The organism is Siminovitchia sp. FSL W7-1587 (assembly GCF_037963795.1).
Classification (GTDB): domain Bacteria; phylum Bacillota; class Bacilli; order Bacillales; family Bacillaceae_C; genus Siminovitchia; species Siminovitchia thermophila.
This window is the reverse complement of sequence record NZ_CP150169.1, coordinates 3,604,950-3,623,265: the sequence shown is the minus strand read 5'-3', so window position 1 is coordinate 3,623,265 and position 18,316 is coordinate 3,604,950. Positions and strand designations below refer to the sequence as shown.

Genomic DNA, 18,316 nt, shown 5'->3' with positions numbered 1-18,316 from the left:
GTACAATACTTATTCATCATTATGTATAAAAATAATAACAGGGACTCACCGAAAAATCGGGTAGTCCCTGCCATTATTTTTGTATTTCCCTGATGATATGTCCCAATTCGTTCAAAATTAATTTTTTCATAGCCAGCTTGACGGCACCGCTTGATCCAGGGGTGATAAATACAGCTTTATCTTGGCATACGCCTGCCGCCGCTCTTGACAGCATGGCAGCAGAGCCAATATCCTCCGTATAGCTGATCATTCGAAACAGCTCGCCAAAACCGACAATTTCTTTATCAAATAACGGAACGAGCGTTTCAATCGTGACGTCTCGTTTGGCTATTCCCGTCCCGCCATTGACAATGACGGCTTGTACTTCTGGCTGCCGGATGGCATTGGCGAATGCCGCTTGAATAGTCTCTCCGTCATCTTTGGCAATTTCATAATACTCAATAGAATGCCCGTGTGCTTGTAAGAGTTCTTTTATTAACTTTCCGCTTTTATCCGTCTCTTCCGTTCTTGTGTCACTGACTGTGATAACGGCACAGCGGACTGAGCGCGGCGCTTCTTTTTTATGCTCATGGACACTCATAGTTCTCCGCCGCCTTTTTGAAGCAAATGTTTATATTGGTAATACTTTAAAGCAAATTCAGTAATATTTCTAGTCGTCCTGTAGTTGATGCCCGCACCGATCAGCATGGAAAGAAACGGCTGGCCGGATATTTTTTTCTTGGCAAACATGACAATCAACGCTGTTTTTAAAACTTGTTTCATTGGCTCGTCAATCCAAGACTGGTCCGTCACTCGTTCGGGAATGTCGTAGTAATATTCCTCTCCCTCTTTTTTCAAGTCGTTCATGAGATCTTCCCAGCCGAACATTTTAAGGCGGTTCGGCATAATGGCTGTGTGGTATACTTTCAATGTTTCAAGGAGGCCGGCGGGGGACTGGACATTATAACCGAATGACATCGCGGTCAACTGGATGGCTCGCAGGTTAATGACGAGCATGGCCAGAAAATCGCTGCTCACCCATATGGCTTTCCCTGACCCGGTCATACCGCCTTGGATGAGGGAGTATAATCTGTGTCTTGCCGCCTGCTGTTCTGCCAAATACGTCAGCTTGTCTACAGAAAGCCTTCTCAAATCGGCTAATGTTTCGATGTCTCCGCTCATTGACCTGGCAACACTCAAGATTTTTTCAGGCGCTTCGGACTGCAATTGCGATCCCCGAAGCAATGAATTTAAATGGAAAAGCCATCCATCCACTTTTTCAAAAAATTGAATTTGCAATGAATCAGGCAATAATGAAAAGACTTGGTCTATCCATTTATCGTATGCGTTCTCAAAATCGGTCGGTTCATGTTCAAACATTGATTGCCGCCATTCTTGCAACTCTTCCCAAACGACTGCTTCCCTTTTTGTCCAATCCATTGCAATCATCCCTTCATCGTTTTATTCTTAAGTATAAAAAAGTAAGAGTAAAAACACAAAAAATAGATTCAGTGAATTACTAGACGCATTACATCGCGCGCAATCATGAGCTCTTCATTTGTCGGTATGACAAGAACTTTTACCGGCGAATGCGGATAATTTAGAAAAGCCTCTTTGCCGCGGATTTTATTTAAATCCGGGTCCCAATACACCCCCATAAATTGAAGGCCGCTTAACACCTTCGCGCGGATCACATCGCTGTTCTCCCCGATTCCCGCGGTAAAAATGATCGCATCCACCCCCGACATGCGGGCGGCATAAGATCCCAAGTATTTATGAATACGGTCAGCAAATATGTCCAATGCCAGTTCTGCGCGGTGATTTCCTCTGCCTGCTTCCAATTCAATATCGCGAAGGTCGCTTGAAAAACCGGAAACACCAAGCAGACCGGATTTTTTATTTAAAATATCCAAGATTTCGTCTGCTGACTTCCCTGTTTTTTCCATTAAGTAGGGGATTAGCGCGGGGTCGATATTTCCTGACCTTGTTCCCATCGTCACCCCGGCGAGCGGCGTGAACCCCATCGACGTGTCGATCGACTTTCCTCCTTTGATGGCGGCGATGCTCGCTCCATTTCCAAGATGGCAGGAAATGAGGCGAAGCTGTTCAAGGGGCCTTCCAAGAAGCTCAGCCGCCCGCTGTGATACATACTTATGCGATGTTCCATGAAAGCCATATTTTCGAATACCATATTTTTGGTAATACTCGTATGGAAGACTGTATAAATAGGAGCTTTCGGGCATAGTTTGGTGAAATGCCGTATCAAAAACAGCAACCTGCGGCACAGAGGGAAGGGCTTTTTGACATTCTTTTATCCCGACAATATTGGCCGGATTATGCAATGGAGCAAGTTCTATCAGTTGCTCCATTTTTTCTAACGTTTTTGGTGTTATGGGCACTGAATCATGAAAGATTTCTCCGCCGTGCACAACCCGGTGGCCAATCCCGACCACCTCTTCCGGGGAGTTAATCGCCCCATTCGTCATCATACGGTCAAGCAAAAGCTTTATCGCCGCTTCATGATTGGGAATATCTGCTTTTTCCTTCAGCCTTTCTCCTTCAATCGTCATGGCCACCAGACCGTTGGGCAGGCCGATTCTTTCTATCAGCCCCTTCCCTATCACTTTCTCCTCCGGCATATCGAAAAGCTGAAACTTAATCGAAGAGCTGCCCGCATTAACAGCAATTACTTTAGCCAATAAAAATCATCCTTTAGCGGTCTGTTTATTTTATTTGTTTTCCTGAAACCATTTTTCCATCTTAACCAATATTTTGTCCAATGCTTCTTTATTGGACAGCTTTGGAAGAGCAGCCAAGAGCACTTCTTGGGGCGGCTTAATCCCAGGTTTCTTTTTTTGAATGATAAAGATGCTCTTTGCCGCCTGACTATTCGCGAACATGGAAAACGGCAATTGCAAGACTGCCTGAATGTAAGCTGTTTCTTTTAAGAATTGCTTCAGTTTTGGCGCTTCTTTTGTTTCAAACAAATCGTTTGGAATAAGGAAAAATAAATATCCTCCCGGCTTCGTATAGTTAAGTCCCTGCTCAATGAAGAGATGATGGGCATAAGAATGGCCTTCATCACTTTTTAAAGTAAATTCCGCAGCTCGTTCATCATTTGGATAGTAGCCCACTGGCAAGTCGCAGACAACGGCATCAACCGGATCAATCAACAAAGGGCCAAGCCCATCTTGATGAAACAACTCGATCGGATGCATCAACAGATTTGCTCCGGTGTATGCCAGCCTGATCAAAATATCGTCTACCTCGACGGCATAAGCATGCATGTTCACGTCCGGTGCTTTTTTATTTAAAATGGTTGTCAGTAAGTTGCCTGTCCCGGCGGCATGATCGAGAAGCCGAATTTCATTTTTCCCATTCATAAATTTTGGAAGCAGATAGCTGATAAAATATCCGATGGTGTCCGGTGTCATTTGATGGTTTTGCTGGACATGGTTCTTCATACCTTTTAAAATGGCAAATTGGTATGCCTTGCGGATTTCTTCGTTATGGTAGGCTGAAAGCTGAATCTCTGAATACTTTTTCGCCAATCTTTTTTCAGTCAGCTCGCTCAGTTCAGCTTGCATAACCTTTTGGTGAAACAGGTTATCCCCTGTTTCAGCAAGAGCTTCCAAATAGGTGCACTTTAATTCTTCTTGTAATATTTCAGTTGTTTCATTGATCACTTCAAACAACTTTTCGATTGGAAATGTTTTCAACGTTCTACCTCCCGCGACAAACTACTCTTACTTATTTTATCTTTGCAACGTCTTGTTAACAAGGATTTGCTGTTTCGCTAATATATTTTCAATTTGGCCACTGACTTAGAAGGTCATTGCCGTGAAAGAAAAAAATCCCCTTACCGGGGATTAGATCTTGTTACTTCGCATTTTTTACCGCTTCGATGGCAGCTTCGTAATCAGGATGATCGGTTACTTCACTGACATATTCTGCATAAGCTATTTGATTATTGCTGTCGATGACGAATACGCTGCGGGCAAGAAGCCTGAATTCTTTTATGACAACCCCGTAGGCTTGTCCAAAAGACAGGTCACGGTGGTCTGAAAAAATCTTGGCGTCGTCAAGGCCATTTTCCTGGGCCCATCGTTTTTGGGCAAACGGCAAGTCTGCAGAAATGGTTAAAACAGTCGCATTTTTAAGGGCTGTTTCTTCATTAAAACGTTTTGTTTGTACCGCGCATACTCCCGTATCCACGGATGGAACAACACTGATGACGCGCACGCCGCTAAAATCGCTCAACTTCACTTCTGACAAGTCTTGGGCCAAAACGGTAAAATCAGGTGCTGCATCTCCCGGTTTGACTGGATTTCCATCAAGTGTAACCGGATTGCCGCCAAATGTCACTGCTGGCATAAACATTCCCCCTTGTCGATTATATCTCCCATCATGATGGATTTTATTCGAAATGGCAAGGAAAAAGATGCCAGAAAAAAACTAAATATGATAATCCAATCTTTTATCCTTTTGGTCATGTTTTTCATCGGAAGAATGCTTGTTCTTGGCAGATTGACTGTTTTTCATAAACCATTGGACTTTTTCGATCGCCGCGGGAGCCATATCCATCATTTTTTCAAGCAGATGAGTATTCTGTTCAAGGTGAAGCATATTGACGCCATCGGAATTGACGACCAAAAAGGCAATAGGCGTGATGGACACTCCCCCGCCGCTTCCACCGCCAAACGGCAGGTCTGTCGACTCCTCATCATAACCCCCTCCCGATTTGCTTCCTGCCGAAAATTCGCTTCCTCCCATGGCAAACCCGAACCCTACTTTAGAAACTGTTAAAATCACACCGCCATCAGGAATTTCAACCGGATCGCCGATGATCGTGTTCACATCGATCATTTCCTTTAGATTCTCCATGGCCGTTGTCATTACACCTTTGATTGGATGTTCCATCATCTGTCCTCCCATTTTGTAACTTTTTCCGTTGTAAATATAGTTGCAGTATCGTCCATATAGCTTTTCCTGTCCGGATCGATACCATACATGAAAGGTTCGTTTTCGCTGAGTAGGATTGAAAAGAAGGATCAAGGGAGATTTCCGGCTCACATTTCATGCAGGATAAGCTTTTAAGCCAGGCGGAAGCCGTCCCTTTTAAAGCCCAAACAGCACCGGACAAAACCCCTGTTGCGGCAGCATCATTCAAGCCGACGCTGGAATGCCAAACGAACCGGTGAATTTGTATCTTCGGAAGCTGCTTCCATAAAAAAGACTTAATCCCTTTCATTTTTTCAACATTGGCTTCATCCTTTATTTTTTCCCGGAAACGAAAAACCTCTTCCGCCGTTTTGTTTTCTTTCAACTTTTCAGCAAGCTTTTTAAGATCAACATTTCTATTGATCCGAATGAGTCCGTATAAAAAACGTATTTGAATGGATAAGATGCACTTGGAAACATCCGCGCTCAACTGTAATGAAACTTTTATATTGGATAACAGGATGAAAATGACCAACAAGCCTGCCACCATCATCGCTGTAATCAAAACCGTACCCATAAGCTACCTCCGGCATCAGTTTTGCCGTATGAAAAAAAAATAAACCTGCCTCTTTATAGGCAGGTTATTGAAAAACCCTCGAAAGCTTAAGCACTGCAAATCCATTCACCGTTTTGGAGAGATTTTATATTTTTTCCCATGTCAAATCGACGTTCGGGCGTTACGATCGTCTTTTGCGAGTTATGAGCTACTTATGGGATTTGCATCCTTTTTTTGAGTTACGCGCGACTTTGGAAATTACGATCCATTTTGCAAATTATACTTGCAACTTGTGGGAATTACCTTGTGCGACTTACTTGCAACTTGTGGGAATTACCTTGTGCGACTTACTTGCAACTTGTAAGAATTACTATCCACTTTTTTTGAGTTACTCGAGACTTTTTGGAAATTACTAGCCACTTTTACCAGTTACTCGCTGCTTTGGAATTACAATCCATTTTTACGATTACTTGCAACTTGCAAAAATTGCCATCCACTTTTTATATTCTAGCCCATACTTCGATTTAACCCGTTCTTTTTGAGCAATTCCTATGCAGTTAGAATCTAACCTTGCCCTACTCATAGGCAGGTTTCATCGTGTTGGAACGCTCGTGTATAACGGTTGTCTCGGCAAACAAATCATGCAGTGCCTGTTTCTTTGGCGTGAAAGCGGCTATTACATACAAGATCTGAAAAGTGGCAGAAATATAACGTCCGATCCATTCCCGAAAAATAACCGTTGTCCAGCTTAATTCCCGATCGTTGAGGGGGACGACTTTTAATCCAAAGACCATTTTTCCAAGTGTCTGGCCAAAAAACTTTGTCATCAAAATAAAATATACGTAAAATACGACAGCCGTTGTGATATTAATGGGGGTAAAAATCCCACTCGCGTCTAATGAAAGATCGAAAAGGCGAAAAATCGGCTTGATTAAGATGCCATTGATACCGGCGATCACAAGCAAGTCAAGTAAATAAGCCCAAAACCGCATCCAAAATCCGCCATATTCCCATGCTGCCGTCTTGTCAGGTTGCAGTTCATCCATTCATTGCCACCTCCCTTATTGCGTGTATAAATACATGAGCCGCGGTGAATTTGGACGATTCAAGGCGTGGAGAAGCTCATTTACCCCAGATGTTCCTGATAATTTTTGGGCTGCCACGCTGAAAAACGATCCAAAGCCGGCGTCGGAAGTAAATCGAATTACTTCGGCACCTTGCAGTTTATGGTCTTTTTTCATCTTTTCAATCGCATCTTCACTATAACCGAACTCGTCTATCAGATTTAATTCCTTCGCCTGATAACCGTCATATATGCGGCCATCGGCGATTTTCCGGACTTCGTCCTCAGACATGCCCCGCCCATCAGCAATGACCTTGACAAAGCCGTTGTACGAGTTTTCTATCATGCTTTGAAGGATCTGGGCTTCTTCATCTGTCATTTCTCTCGACGGACTCATAATATCTTTAAATTTGCCGCTTTTGATCGTTTTATAGTCGATACCGACCTTATCAGCCAATTCGCTATAATTTAAGCTTTGCATGATCACACCGAGAGAACCGGTGATCGTTTCAGGAGTTGCGAAAATTTTATCAGCAGATGCTGATATATAATATCCTCCAGATGCAGCCATAGAGCCCATCGATACATAAACGGGCTTTTTCGTCTCTTTTTGAATTTCGACTAATTTGTCATGAATTTCAGCCGACTCTTTCGTACCGCCTCCTGGGGTGTTTACATTGAGAACGATTCCTTTGATACTGTCATCGTCTTTAACCTGATTTAATTGCTTCATAAAGTCTCTGTGAAAATATCCTTCCGACATGAAGGAAGGTGCTTCACCTGTATCCTGAATAACCCCATCCACATTTAAAACAGCAATCCGCTTCATGGGATCTCCAGACTCCATAACTTCTTCGCTGAACGTCTGGGTTGCCAGAAAATTTTCCTTAAACATTTTCTTAAAATCGCCAAAGAAAAAAGCACTGGCCATGTTCATTATAATGGACACAAAAAATATACCCGCCGCAATACCAAGTGCGGCCCACCTTTTTCCATTCATTCGACTTCCTCCTTCCAATGATACATACGGATAAAGCTTTTAAAGGGTTTCACTTTCATGATAAACTTTATCAAAATAAGGAACATGAAGAAAGTGAAATGGGCGAAGGGAGAATTTACCAAATGGTCCGGAAAAAAATATACTTTTTCTATAAGCATATTTTCTATCAAAACGACAAGGCAGCGAGCGCCAAAATAGCCGTTCTTCATGAAACGGCAGAAAGACACGGCTTTACAATCGTTGAAAACGCTCGTGAAGCCAACATTATTGCCAGTATTGGGGGAGACGGGACTTTCCTGCAAGCCGTTCGGAAAACAGGATTCCGTCAAGATGCTCTTTATGTCGGAATTGATGACGACCGCTTCCGCGGTCTGTATTGCGACTTTCAAATAGATGATCTCCACGGAATGATCGATGCGATGACAATGGAGCAAATCGAGGTAAGAAAATATCCTGTCATTAAAGTGGATATTGATGAAGAAGGCTCCTTTTATTGTTTGAATGAATTTACCATTCGCTCCACAATCATTAAAACACTTGTACTGGACGTGTTTATAGACGGCTTTCATTTTGAAACATTCCGCGGGGACGGGATGATTATTGCTACACCGACAGGGAGCACCGCATATAACAAGTCAGTCAGGGGAGCCGTTGTCGATCCGCTCCTGCCCTGTCTCCAAGTAAGTGAAATGGCGTCCGTTAACAGCAATCGCTATCGAACGCTCGGATCCCCGTTCATATTAAGCAAAAACAGGACGTTGACCTTGAAAATAGCCCAAGGCGGAAATGAATATCCGACAATGGGCATGGACAATGAGGCTCTTAGCATCCAGCATGTGAAAGAAGTTGATATTCAATTAAGCGACCGCTATATAAAAACAGTCAAACTGAAAAACAATTCTTTTTGGGAAAAAGTCAAAAGAACCTTTTTGTAAGGATGTTATGCCGTTTTATCGCGCTGTCGCACATGTGTCCACTTAACGGAGGACAGGGAAAATAGGACGAGCGCTCCCCATATAAAAGTAAAAGCGACAAGCCTGACCGTTCCAAAAGGTTCCTTATACAGGAACAAGCCGAGTATCAACATGAGGGATGGCGCAATGTATTGCAAAAATCCCATTAGATAAAGTGGGATCCTCTGTACCCCTTTTGCAAAAAACAACAACGGCAAAGCGGTGACAGCTCCCGATCCCACAAGTAAAAGATCCACACTCCAGGAACCGGACAAAAAAGAGCCGCCCCCTTTAACAGCAAGGACTGCCAAATAGATAAGCGCTACAGGCATGACAAACATCGTTTCAATGGTCAGCCCCGAAGCTGAATCCATTACAACCATTTTTTTAATCAATCCGTATATTCCGAACGATAAAGCCAAAGCAAATGATATCCACGGAAATTGCCCATAGGCAAAAGTCAAAATAAGTACTCCGACCAAAGCGAGAAAAAAGGAAATGACATGTATTTTCGCCAGCCTTTCTTTTAATACAACAACACCTAAAACGATGCTGATAAGCGGGTTAATATAATAACCCAGGCTTGTTTCTACTACTTTTCCCACATTGACCGCCCAAATAAAAATAAACCAGTTGGCGCTGATCAAGAGAGAAAGAGCGAAAAAGGCAAGTATCGTTTTGGGACGACGGATCACTTCCCTTGCATTTTTCATAAAAAAATTCCACTTTCTGCTAAAAACCATTAACAAAAGCATAAACCAAAAAGACCAAAAGACCCGGTGCGCCAATAATTCTTGCGCCGAAATAGTATCCAGCAGTTTCCAATAAACAGGTAAGATCCCCCACATAAAGTAGGCGGCAGTTCCATAAAAAACGCCGCCTTGCTCTTTTTTAGTCATGGCCAATTTCTCCCGATATTTAGTTTCTCGAAATATTTTCATTATATCCGATTTTGAGAAATTTGGCTATATAAGATGCATTTTCTGAAAGACTAACTATTGAATTGCTTTTTTTCCTGATCTCGTTTCCGAAGCTCAACCCGGCGTATTTTTCCTGAAACTGTCTTAGGCAGTTCGTCAATAAACTCAATTTCCCTTGGATATTTGTATGGAGCGGTCATCTGCTTCACATGTTCTTGTAATTCACCGATCAGATCCTTACTATCTTCATATTGTTCTTTCAATACTACGTAGGCCTTTACGATATTTCCCCTGATTTCGTCTGGGCTGGCCACAACCGCACACTCCCTGACCGCGGGGTGCTTGATGAGGGCATCTTCGACTTCAAACGGACCAATCGTGTAGCCGGAACTGATGATAATGTCGTCACCGCGCCCTTCAAACCAAAAATACCCGTCGGCATCTTTTCGCGCTTTGTCCCCTGTAATATAGTAATCGCCCCGGTATTGCATCGCTGTTCTTTCAGGATCTTTATAATATTTTTTAAATAAAGCCGGTGAATTTCGGTGCACGGCAATATCGCCGACTTCATCAACCACACATGGACTCCCGTCTTCATCAATAATTTCAACGATATTGCCGGGTGTCGGTTTCCCCATCGAACCTGGACGGAGTTCCATCTCTTTCGTAATTCCTACAAGGAGCGTGTTTTCCGTTTGCCCGTATCCATCCCTGACATCAATATTGAAATGTCTCCTAAACACATCAATTACTTCCCGGTTTAGCGGCTCTCCCGCAGAAACGGCGCTATGTAAATGCTCCAACTTGTATTGATCCAACTGATCCACTTTAGCCATCAGCCTATATTCCGTTGGCGTACAGCAAAGGACATTCACATGATATTTGTCCATTAAAGCCAAGTACTTCTCCGGTTCAAATTTTCCATGATAGACGAACCCCGTGGCTCCTGTTCCAAGCACCGAAAGGAAGGGGCTCCAAATCCACTTTTGCCACCCTGGACCTGCAGTCGCCCAAACAACATCATTTTCTTCAATGCATAGCCAATTGGGCGCGGCTGTCCGCAAATGGGCATAACCCCATCCATGCGTGTGTACAACGCCTTTCGGATTGCCGGTCGTCCCTGAAGTATAGGATAAAAATGCCGTATCCTCTCTTGTGGTAGGAGCAATTTTCATTTCGTCTCCGGCGCTTTCCATCATTTTTTCAAGGTGCTGCCACCCTGGGGCTTCCCCGCCAACAGAAAACTTTTTCAAACGACCAGCATACTCTGATTGATTTAATTGCTCAACGTAAGGACAATATGTGACAACTGCTTTTACGTCTCCATGGACAATTCGATATTCCAGGTCTTTCGTTTTGAGCATTTCTGAGCTTGGAATCACTATGATGCCGGCTTTAAGAGCCGCCATATAAACAGCATATGCTTCAATTAGCCGCGGAATCATCACGAGAATTGTATCCCCTTTTTTCAATCCGGATTGGAGGAAAACATTTCCAATTTTATTCGCCTTTTTCAACAGCTCGGGATACGTAATTTCTTGCTCTTTTCCCTCTTCATTTTCCCACTGAATCGCAATTCGCTTTTGTTGATCTGCAAATCGTTCCATTTCCAGCATGATGTTATAGTTTTCCGGCGCGATCAAGCTGTCTCGATCCACTTTATCCACTATGGTCTCCCCCTTTTTTTATTCGCCTATTATTATACAAAATAATAAGAAAATTTAATATCAAAAAGAACTATTTCATTACACTAAACGCAGCCGCTTTCTTATCGCTAAATAAAAGGAAAGGAAGCGGGACAAAGCCCGCTTCCATAGCCATACGTTATAAGATTGTTATCTTAATTGTCCGCCACCCATTTGTTGTTGAGCCATTGATACAAGGCGCTTGGTGATTTCACCACCAACAGATCCGTTTGCACGGGAAGTTGTGTCAGCACCAAGGTTGACACCAAACTCTTGAGCAATTTCCATTTTCATTTGATCGATAGCTTGCTCCGCTCCAGGAACAAGGATTTGGTTGCTGTTGTTGTTTGCCATGTGTTTTCACCTCCTTGTAAGGATAGATTGTGCGAAAACACACGGCATCATTCAAAAAAAACTTGGTAAATGTTCCTGCTTTTGAAAAAAGATTCTACAATTAGAATAAATGGGCGTGATCTTCTCCGGTTTCCTGTTCGATTCCGCCGCTTTTGACGACAACCGTCTCCGTTTGGTCAATGGCTTCGGATAACAGCGGTTTCCAATCAAACTTACTCTCATATTCAATGATTTTTTCTCTTTTTGGCCTTGTTTTTGGTGCTGGCGGGGTAAAAATGGTACAACAATCCTCATAGGGTCTGTTAGAAATGTCAAGAGTGTCGATATCTCTTGCAATTTGGATAATTTCATTTTTGTCCATCGCAATTAACGGCCTCAGTATAGGGGTATTCGTGACATCATTAATAGCCAACATGCTTTCCATTGTCTGACTGGCAACCTGTCCCAGGCTTTCTCCATTAATAATCGCAAGCGCCTCATGTTTTTCTCTCAGTTCATCTGTAATCCTGAGCATCATTCTTCTTGTGGCAGTCATGGAATATCCCTCAGGAATTACCTTATGAATCGTTTCCTGAATGTTCGTAAACGGAACGATATGGACTTTAACCCTTCCGGTAAAAGGAGCAAGCTTGGCCGCTATATCCAGCACTTTTTGCTTGGCCCGCTCACTCGTATACGGCGGACTATGAAAATGAACGGCCTCAATGTCAACTCCCCGCTTCATTGCCAAATATCCGGCAACGGGACTGTCAATACCGCCCGAAAGCATTAACATCGCTTTTCCAGATGAACGCGCGGGAAAGCCGCCTCTGCCTTGAATGATTTCTCCGGATATATAGGCGGCATCGTGCCTGATTTCAACAACCACATTAATATCCGGTTTTTTCACATTTACCCGAATGCCTTCCACGTTAATCAAAATATGGGCGCCAACAGCATGATTAAGCTCGTTCGTATCATATTCAAACGTTTTATCGGCCCGGCGCGCCGATATTTTGAACGTATTCCCCGGCTCGTACGTTTTTTGAACGACAAAAAGGGCTGCGTTCCTGATTTCCTCTATATCTTTTGGTGTTTTCACCGCGGGGCTGAACGATTGGATCCCAAAAACATGACGCAGCTTTGTCATAATTTGCTCGTAAGGCTCCCCATTTAAAATGATGTACATTCTGTCATGTGCCGCTTCTACTTTGGCATTGCGGAACTTATATAAAATATATTGAATGTTTTTCTTCAGCATTCTGATAAAATGCTTGCGATTTCTCCCTTTTAATGTCATTTCTCCGTATCTGATCAATATTCTGTCATATTTCATCCGTTTCGCCTCATTACTTTCGTTAATCTAACCAGCACTTTTTCAAGCGCGGCCACCATTTGCACCGCTTCATCCATTGTGTTTTCATACGAAAGGCTAATTCTGATCGCCCCATTTGCGATTGAATCAGACACCCCCATCGCCTTCAACGTACCGCTTGGTGTTTTATCTTTGGAAGAGCAGGCACTCGTCGTTGATACGATCATCCCTTCTTCCGATAAAGCATGAACAACGACTTCACCTTTTAGTCCCACGCAAGAAACATTGATGATATGGGGGGCCGCTTTTTCTTCAGGCGTGTTGACAAGCAAATCCGGCATTTTTTGGAACTCGTTGAACAAATAGGCGCGGATTTGCCACAGCTTTTCCATTTCTCGTTTCCGCTTTTCTTCCGCCATCCGGTAGGCCTTCGCCATTGCCACGATCCCGGCTGTATTTTCCGTCCCGCTTCTCATACCATTCTCCTGGTTTCCCCCTGATAAGAGCGGCGCGATTCTAACGCCATCTCTTATAAAAACAAACCCATTCCCTTTCAATCCATGAAATTTGTGGGCAGAAAAAGTGCAGATGTCAATGTTCGATTCATACAGATCCAAAGGCACCTTGGCCGCACCTTGAACGTGGTCGACATGGTATAGTACTTTCGGAAATTGTTTTAAAAGCTTGCCGATCTGGGCAATCGGCTGTATCATTCCCACTTCATTGTTTACATGAATGACGGAAACAAGAATCGTTTGATCAGTTATATGATGTGCTATATCATCTGGATGAATAAATCCATCTTTGTTTACGGGAATGTACGTCACTTGATATCCCAATTCCCGCAATTGTTCACAAGATTTCTTTACGGACGGGTGCTCCACGCTTGTCGTAATAATATGGTTGCCGCGGTCTCGATACATCATGGCCGTTCCTTTGATCGCCAGGTTATTTCCTTCGGAGCCCCCCGATGTAAAATAAATTTCACCGGGTGTTACAGCAGCAAGATGCGCGATTTGTTCACGTGCTTTTGTTAAAAGCTTTTCCGCTTCTCCTCCCATGACGTGAAGTGAAGAAGGATTGCCGAAAAATTGTCTGCTGACATCTGTAAATGCTTTTATGACAGCGTCATAAGGTTTTGTAGTAGCACTATTATCCAAATAAATCATGGTTACACCTACTAATGAATTCGATAGTCAATCATACATATTAACATACACAATGAATGATGAAAATATGGATGGCAAAATTTTAAGCAAAAAGAGCGAATCCCCTTCGGTTCGCTCTTTTTACACATGCAGCTCTTCATTAAACATTTGCTCAATCCGCTTTAAGGCACCGGGTTCTATTCTTTCAACGGCTGTGGCTGCTTGCTCCAATGCCGCACGGTATTCATAATTACGAAAGGCGCGCTCAGCCGTTTCCAAGCTTTCCCGAAGCTCCTTATCTTGTCCCCTGTACCGATTTGCATATTGAATAACCTGTTCGGCAAACCTTGCGTTTTCGATATGCTCTTCCATCCGGTTATACAAGTGATCGACCGTATCGGTTGCCTCATATAAATATTTTTGAACCATTTCCATGTTCAATGGTTTTTCCCGCAGACAGCGAAACACATCTTCCACTTGCTCGCCCGCCTGTTCATAAAGCGACTCGACATCACTTGGCAATCCCGGCATACGGCTTTTTTGCACAAGCCGGACGATTTCGCTTATTTTCCTCTTGAGGTCGGCAATTTTTTCCCGTGCCTCCAGCTCATCTTTTCGCAAGCGTTGGAGATGTTCTGCAAAAGCTTTTTGCTCCTTTTCCAATTGTTCCAGCTCGCTTTCTATTTCGGCTAATTCTTCACCTAGAAAAGAAAAAGCTGATCGATCCTCTGCCAGTTTTTCTTTGAGCAACTCGTTGCGCTTTACTAGCTGGCTTAATGATTTTTCCAAATTTACTGGGATGTCCAAATGATTCTCCATTAATTGATAACTCTCTTGAACTTGATCAGTCTCCGATAGGAGTTTGGCATTTTCTTCAACCAGTTTAAGCAAAAAGGCTTCCGTCTCTTCGTTTTTTTGCATGATATATTGCCTTGCATATACTTCTTTTTCCAAAAGGTCATAAAGTGATTCAATTTTTTCTTTCGCTTCTTCCAGCCCTTTTTCCACTTCTTCGGTTTCGGTATTGGACAAAAGCTCCTTGTAGGTTTCCATCTCTTTTTTGATACTTTCCATCATTTGGTCCATTTGGATATGTTCCAGGACGTATCCTTGTTCGATCATTTCCCGATAGCCACTTGTCAACTCTTCCAATTTGGAAGGAATACTTGTCTGGCATTCCTTCAACAAGATCGGAACCTTTTGCAACTTTTCTTCCAGCAGCTTCAACTCATCAGCTACAGAAAGAATTACTTTCCGCGCCCCAAGATAGTCGCCTTGTTCCGTTAATTGCTCATAGTTGGCAATTTTTTCTCCAACTTCTTTTAACATGCTATCCAAACGATTCAGCGCACTTCCATATGTATGACCTTCTGTAATCAGCCTTTTCTTTGTTTTGTTATATGTCTCTTTCAACTGATCAAAATCAGTTCTATTTTTTTCTTCACTTTCAACAAGCTCTTTTAATTGATCGAGAATTTCTTGAATATCTTTATCAATTTCTGACAAGCTCGTTTCAATTTTTGCACGGACTTCTTTCACTTTGTTAAAATGGAATTTATCCGTAAATTCCTCCGCATCAAAGAGAAGCTCATCAATATGAGGTAATCGGACAGTGACAATTTCATCCCATGTTTTCCGCCATTTTTCAAATAATTCCTCCGTTTTTCCTGTCATATTCAACTGCTTTACTTTTGCCAATTCTGCTGCGACAGGCTGGTTCATGATTTCCATTTTTACCGCTTCCAGCTGATCAATGTCCTTGTAATACTTTTTTCGGATGATATAACCCACCACAAACAAAAGAATGACAAAGATGATCGCGCTGATGACGAGTTCAACACCGTATTTCATTGTCTGCCCCTGCTCCTTCCATCATTCAGCCCAAACATATATATATATATCAACTTTCGTATATCTTTTTATTTCCTTCTATAATACCATGTCGGCGACATTTTTTGACTGATAAATGCATATTTTTCTCAATTTATTTCTATAACGAATAAGGAAAAAAATTCGCTCCGCCTCTTGAGTTCCCATTTTTCAATCCATATCCTGCCTGTCTTTTGAGCTTAAACAATAAAAAAACGCCCTGTCATGCCGGGCGTTAAACACTCTTCAAAGCAGCAGGCTGAAGCGACTCAACATAGGCAGAATCTCGTCGGGACCCGATCGTTGCACCAACCCAGTCCTTGATAAATCCGTAATATTTTTCTATAAAATAAGAATCTTGCAGATGGATTCCCCACACTTCACTTACATATTGGCTGTTTAAATAAGGCATGGTCAGCATTCCCTTCAACTGGATAATGAACATACTCAACGGCAAAACTGTTTTCTTTTCCTCAAGCACCGCTGAAGCCAATATTTTCAGGTAATAACGTTCCTTCATCAAATAGGATGAAATAATTTCCCGTGACACTTGGGAATCAATCGTGATCTCCCTCCATACAAGCCTTGTTAACAAATAGCATTCACTTTGATAATATAAAATCTTTTTAATCGCTCTATTGAAACAAATTTCGGGCTCTTCCCACTCCAACTTTTTTGCTTCTTCTTCCAGACACAGCACATAAGATTCAAAAAAGCGGATCAGACAAGCTTCAAGCAAACCTTGCTTTCCTTGAAAATAATAAGAAATATTCGCAGGATTAACCCTTGCCTTGGCAGCTATGTCACGGATCGTTGTTCCTTTGAAACCCTTGGCATGAAACAGTTCTATCGCCGCTTCAAAGATCAATTCTTTCGTATTATTTACAGAAACAGACAATGTGAAACCTCCTTTTGATCCATTGTCTTGAAGATCCGGAGCTCGTAAAAGACATGATATATACCATTTCGGTTCGGTCACGCCTTTCACCTGCGAAAATTTCTCGACATATTTTTGTAAAATGTGATAAAAATGATGTTTTTTGAGTGGGAATAGGGTCCACAGGCCAGTCGAACAATGGTCACATTTAGTTTTGAGGACCGGGCAGCGCTTTAGTGCCGAGATTTTCGCTTATGCGCGGGTATTTCCAGCTATACGCGGGTATTTCCGGCTATACGCGGGTATTTCCAGCTATACGCGGGTATTTCCGGCTATGCGCGGGTATTTCTTTCTATGCGCCGGTATTTCCGGCTATGCGCGGGTAAGGGCTTTGGCTTGCCCCGCGATCAGCCCGGAATTGGCGGCTTGATCATATGCTGCCAAAGAGTCTGCGCGAAATCAGATTCTCCGCCGCGCCAAACGAAAAAGAGAATCTTGACTTTATACGTAATTCCCCATATAATTGAGCTTGTGTGTAAAATAATGCAGCCTGAAAGATTGCATGGATGTGCCGTATTTTATTCCTCTTTTGAGGTGCATCGCGTAACCCGCTGCTGCTAGGGCGAAGGTGCATGAAAATAAAATATCCGTCTATGTAAATCTCGTATCGGTTTTTATTTTACAACAAAATAAAACCAAAGGAGGAGTCATTTATGGCTCGTTATACCGGCCCAAGCTGGAAATTATCACGCCGACTCGGCATTTCTTTAAGCGGTACTGGAAAAGAATTGGAAAAACGCCCATATGCACCAGGACAACATGGTCCGAACCAACGCAAAAAACTATCTGAATATGGATTGCAGCTTCAGGAAAAACAAAAGCTTCGCCATATGTACGGTGTTACTGAGCGCCAGTTCAAAAACACTTTTAACAGAGCTGGAAAAATGAAAGGTAAACATGGTGAAAACTTCATGATCCTTCTTGAACAGCGCCTTGACAACATCGTTTACCGTCTAGGTCTTGCGCGCACTCGCCGCCAAGCACGCCAGCTCGTAAACCATGGACATATCCTGGTAGATGGACGTCGCGTTGACATTCCGTCTTACAAAGTCATCCCTGGCCAAGTCATCAGCGTTCGTGAAAAATCAAGAAACCTTGACATTATCAAGGACTCTGTCGAGGCTACTAACTTTGTTCCAGAATACGTTTCTTTTGATCCAGACAAGCTTGAAGGAACATTGGTACGTCTCCCAGAGCGTTCCGAATTGCCTCCGGAAATCAATGAGGCCTTTATCGTTGAGTTCTACTCACGTTAATAGAATTGCTTTGTAGAACACAGTATTTAGAAAGCCCCAAACCCTTGGTATATAAAGGTTTTGGGGCTTTTTATTTGAGTAACAGTATCATTTAGCTGTTTAGGGAAGTTCTTAATCAAAATGATCGGCCAGACGCCGGATTGATCACTTCATGTATCTTGCTTAACAATTCTTATCAAGATTTTTTATGTCGATTCCCAACTTTATCACTAATGTCTTTTTCAGCCAGCCCAAAAGTTTTTGGGGCTGGAACAATATCACCATTGCATGTAACAATTCACATTCCAGTCCATTTGATCATATTTTCGCTAAAGCCTCTTTGTATAAAAAAACCCTGTCTTCTTTAGTCTTTGCTTCAATC

18 protein-coding genes are annotated in these 18,316 nt (G+C 42.7%); 2 read left to right on the top strand and 16 right to left on the bottom strand.

The genetic code is table 11. The annotated features are described in order from the left end of the window. Positions 1 to 73 precede the first annotated feature (73 nt). The 9 genes from NST31_RS17135 to sppA all read right to left on the bottom strand — a co-directional run bounded on the left by NST31_RS17135 (position 74) and on the right by sppA (position 7,539). The gene (locus NST31_RS17135) at positions 74 to 580 is read right to left on the bottom strand and encodes a molybdenum cofactor biosynthesis protein B (protein WP_339162184.1); all 507 of its coding nucleotides are present in this window, start codon (positions 578 to 580) and stop codon (positions 74 to 76) included. Beyond that, positions 577 to 1,419 carry an EcsC family protein gene (locus NST31_RS17130; protein WP_339162181.1) on the bottom strand — a complete coding sequence of 281 codons (843 nt, stop codon included), beginning with the start codon at positions 1,417 to 1,419 and terminating at the stop codon, positions 577 to 579. The genes NST31_RS17135 and NST31_RS17130 overlap by 4 nt, the downstream gene beginning before the upstream one ends. Positions 1,420 to 1,487: 68 nt before the next feature. After that, complete coding sequence (locus NST31_RS17125) at positions 1,488 to 2,678, bottom strand: acetate kinase (protein WP_339162179.1); 1,191 nt, start codon at positions 2,676 to 2,678, stop codon at positions 1,488 to 1,490. 30 nt (positions 2,679 to 2,708) lie between these two features. Continuing rightward, positions 2,709 to 3,698, bottom strand: coding sequence for a class I SAM-dependent methyltransferase (locus NST31_RS17120; protein WP_077110823.1), 990 nt, complete (start codon positions 3,696 to 3,698; stop codon positions 2,709 to 2,711). Positions 3,699 to 3,858: 160 nt separating this feature from the next. Beyond that, the gene (tpx, locus tag NST31_RS17115) at positions 3,859 to 4,353 is read right to left on the bottom strand and encodes a thiol peroxidase (RefSeq protein WP_077110821.1); all 495 of its coding nucleotides are present in this window, start codon (positions 4,351 to 4,353) and stop codon (positions 3,859 to 3,861) included. Between the two features lie 81 nt (positions 4,354 to 4,434). Next, positions 4,435 to 4,902, bottom strand: coding sequence for a GerW family sporulation protein (gene ytfJ, locus NST31_RS17110; protein ID WP_077110819.1), 468 nt, complete (start codon positions 4,900 to 4,902; stop codon positions 4,435 to 4,437). Continuing rightward, positions 4,808 to 5,497 carry a DUF2953 domain-containing protein gene (locus NST31_RS17105; protein ID WP_339162175.1) on the bottom strand — a complete coding sequence of 230 codons (690 nt, stop codon included), beginning with the start codon at positions 5,495 to 5,497 and terminating at the stop codon, positions 4,808 to 4,810. The genes ytfJ and NST31_RS17105 overlap by 95 nt, the downstream gene beginning before the upstream one ends. A 554-nt stretch (positions 5,498 to 6,051) precedes the next feature. Next, the gene (locus tag NST31_RS17100; RefSeq protein WP_339162173.1) at positions 6,052 to 6,522 is read right to left on the bottom strand and encodes an RDD family protein; all 471 of its coding nucleotides are present in this window, start codon (positions 6,520 to 6,522) and stop codon (positions 6,052 to 6,054) included. A 15-nt stretch (positions 6,523 to 6,537) separates the two neighbouring features. Next, the gene (sppA, locus tag NST31_RS17095; RefSeq protein WP_339162172.1) at positions 6,538 to 7,539 is read right to left on the bottom strand and encodes a signal peptide peptidase SppA; all 1,002 of its coding nucleotides are present in this window, start codon (positions 7,537 to 7,539) and stop codon (positions 6,538 to 6,540) included. A gap of 122 nt (positions 7,540 to 7,661) precedes the next feature. On the opposite strand from sppA, the gene NST31_RS17090 reads away from it, so the two are divergent. Then, a complete protein-coding gene (locus tag NST31_RS17090) occupies positions 7,662 to 8,474 on the top strand; it encodes an NAD kinase (protein WP_077110868.1) in 813 nt (270 codons plus the stop codon). A 5-nt stretch (positions 8,475 to 8,479) separates the two neighbouring features. On the opposite strand, the gene rarD is transcribed toward NST31_RS17090, so the two are convergent. The 7 genes from rarD to refZ form a co-directional block, all read right to left on the bottom strand. Next, positions 8,480 to 9,391, bottom strand: coding sequence for an EamA family transporter RarD (gene rarD / locus NST31_RS17085; protein ID WP_339162170.1), 912 nt, complete (start codon positions 9,389 to 9,391; stop codon positions 8,480 to 8,482). Between the two features lie 92 nt (positions 9,392 to 9,483). Then, a complete protein-coding gene (locus NST31_RS17080; RefSeq protein WP_077110866.1) occupies positions 9,484 to 11,070 on the bottom strand; it encodes an acyl--CoA ligase in 1,587 nt (528 codons plus the stop codon). Positions 11,071 to 11,247: 177 nt separating this feature from the next. Then, a complete protein-coding gene (locus NST31_RS17075; RefSeq protein WP_077110810.1) occupies positions 11,248 to 11,451 on the bottom strand; it encodes an alpha/beta-type small acid-soluble spore protein in 204 nt (67 codons plus the stop codon). Positions 11,452 to 11,551: 100 nt separating this feature from the next. Beyond that, the gene (gene thiI, locus NST31_RS17070; protein WP_077110808.1) at positions 11,552 to 12,766 is read right to left on the bottom strand and encodes a tRNA uracil 4-sulfurtransferase ThiI; all 1,215 of its coding nucleotides are present in this window, start codon (positions 12,764 to 12,766) and stop codon (positions 11,552 to 11,554) included. Next, entirely contained in the window at positions 12,763 to 13,914 is a 1,152-nt protein-coding gene (locus tag NST31_RS17065; protein ID WP_339162167.1) for a cysteine desulfurase family protein, read from the bottom strand. The genes thiI and NST31_RS17065 overlap by 4 nt, the downstream gene beginning before the upstream one ends. Before the next feature lie 120 nt (positions 13,915 to 14,034). Then, the gene (gene ezrA, locus NST31_RS17060) at positions 14,035 to 15,744 is read right to left on the bottom strand and encodes a septation ring formation regulator EzrA (protein ID WP_339162165.1); all 1,710 of its coding nucleotides are present in this window, start codon (positions 15,742 to 15,744) and stop codon (positions 14,035 to 14,037) included. Positions 15,745 to 15,997: 253 nt separating this feature from the next. Beyond that, a complete protein-coding gene (gene refZ / locus NST31_RS17055) occupies positions 15,998 to 16,660 on the bottom strand; it encodes a forespore capture DNA-binding protein RefZ (protein ID WP_077110802.1) in 663 nt (220 codons plus the stop codon). A gap of 692 nt (positions 16,661 to 17,352) precedes the next feature. Between refZ and rpsD the strand changes: the two genes are divergently transcribed. Next, a complete protein-coding gene (gene rpsD, locus NST31_RS17050) occupies positions 17,353 to 17,955 on the top strand; it encodes a 30S ribosomal protein S4 (protein WP_077110798.1) in 603 nt (200 codons plus the stop codon). Positions 17,956 to 18,316: the final 361 nt, after the last annotated feature.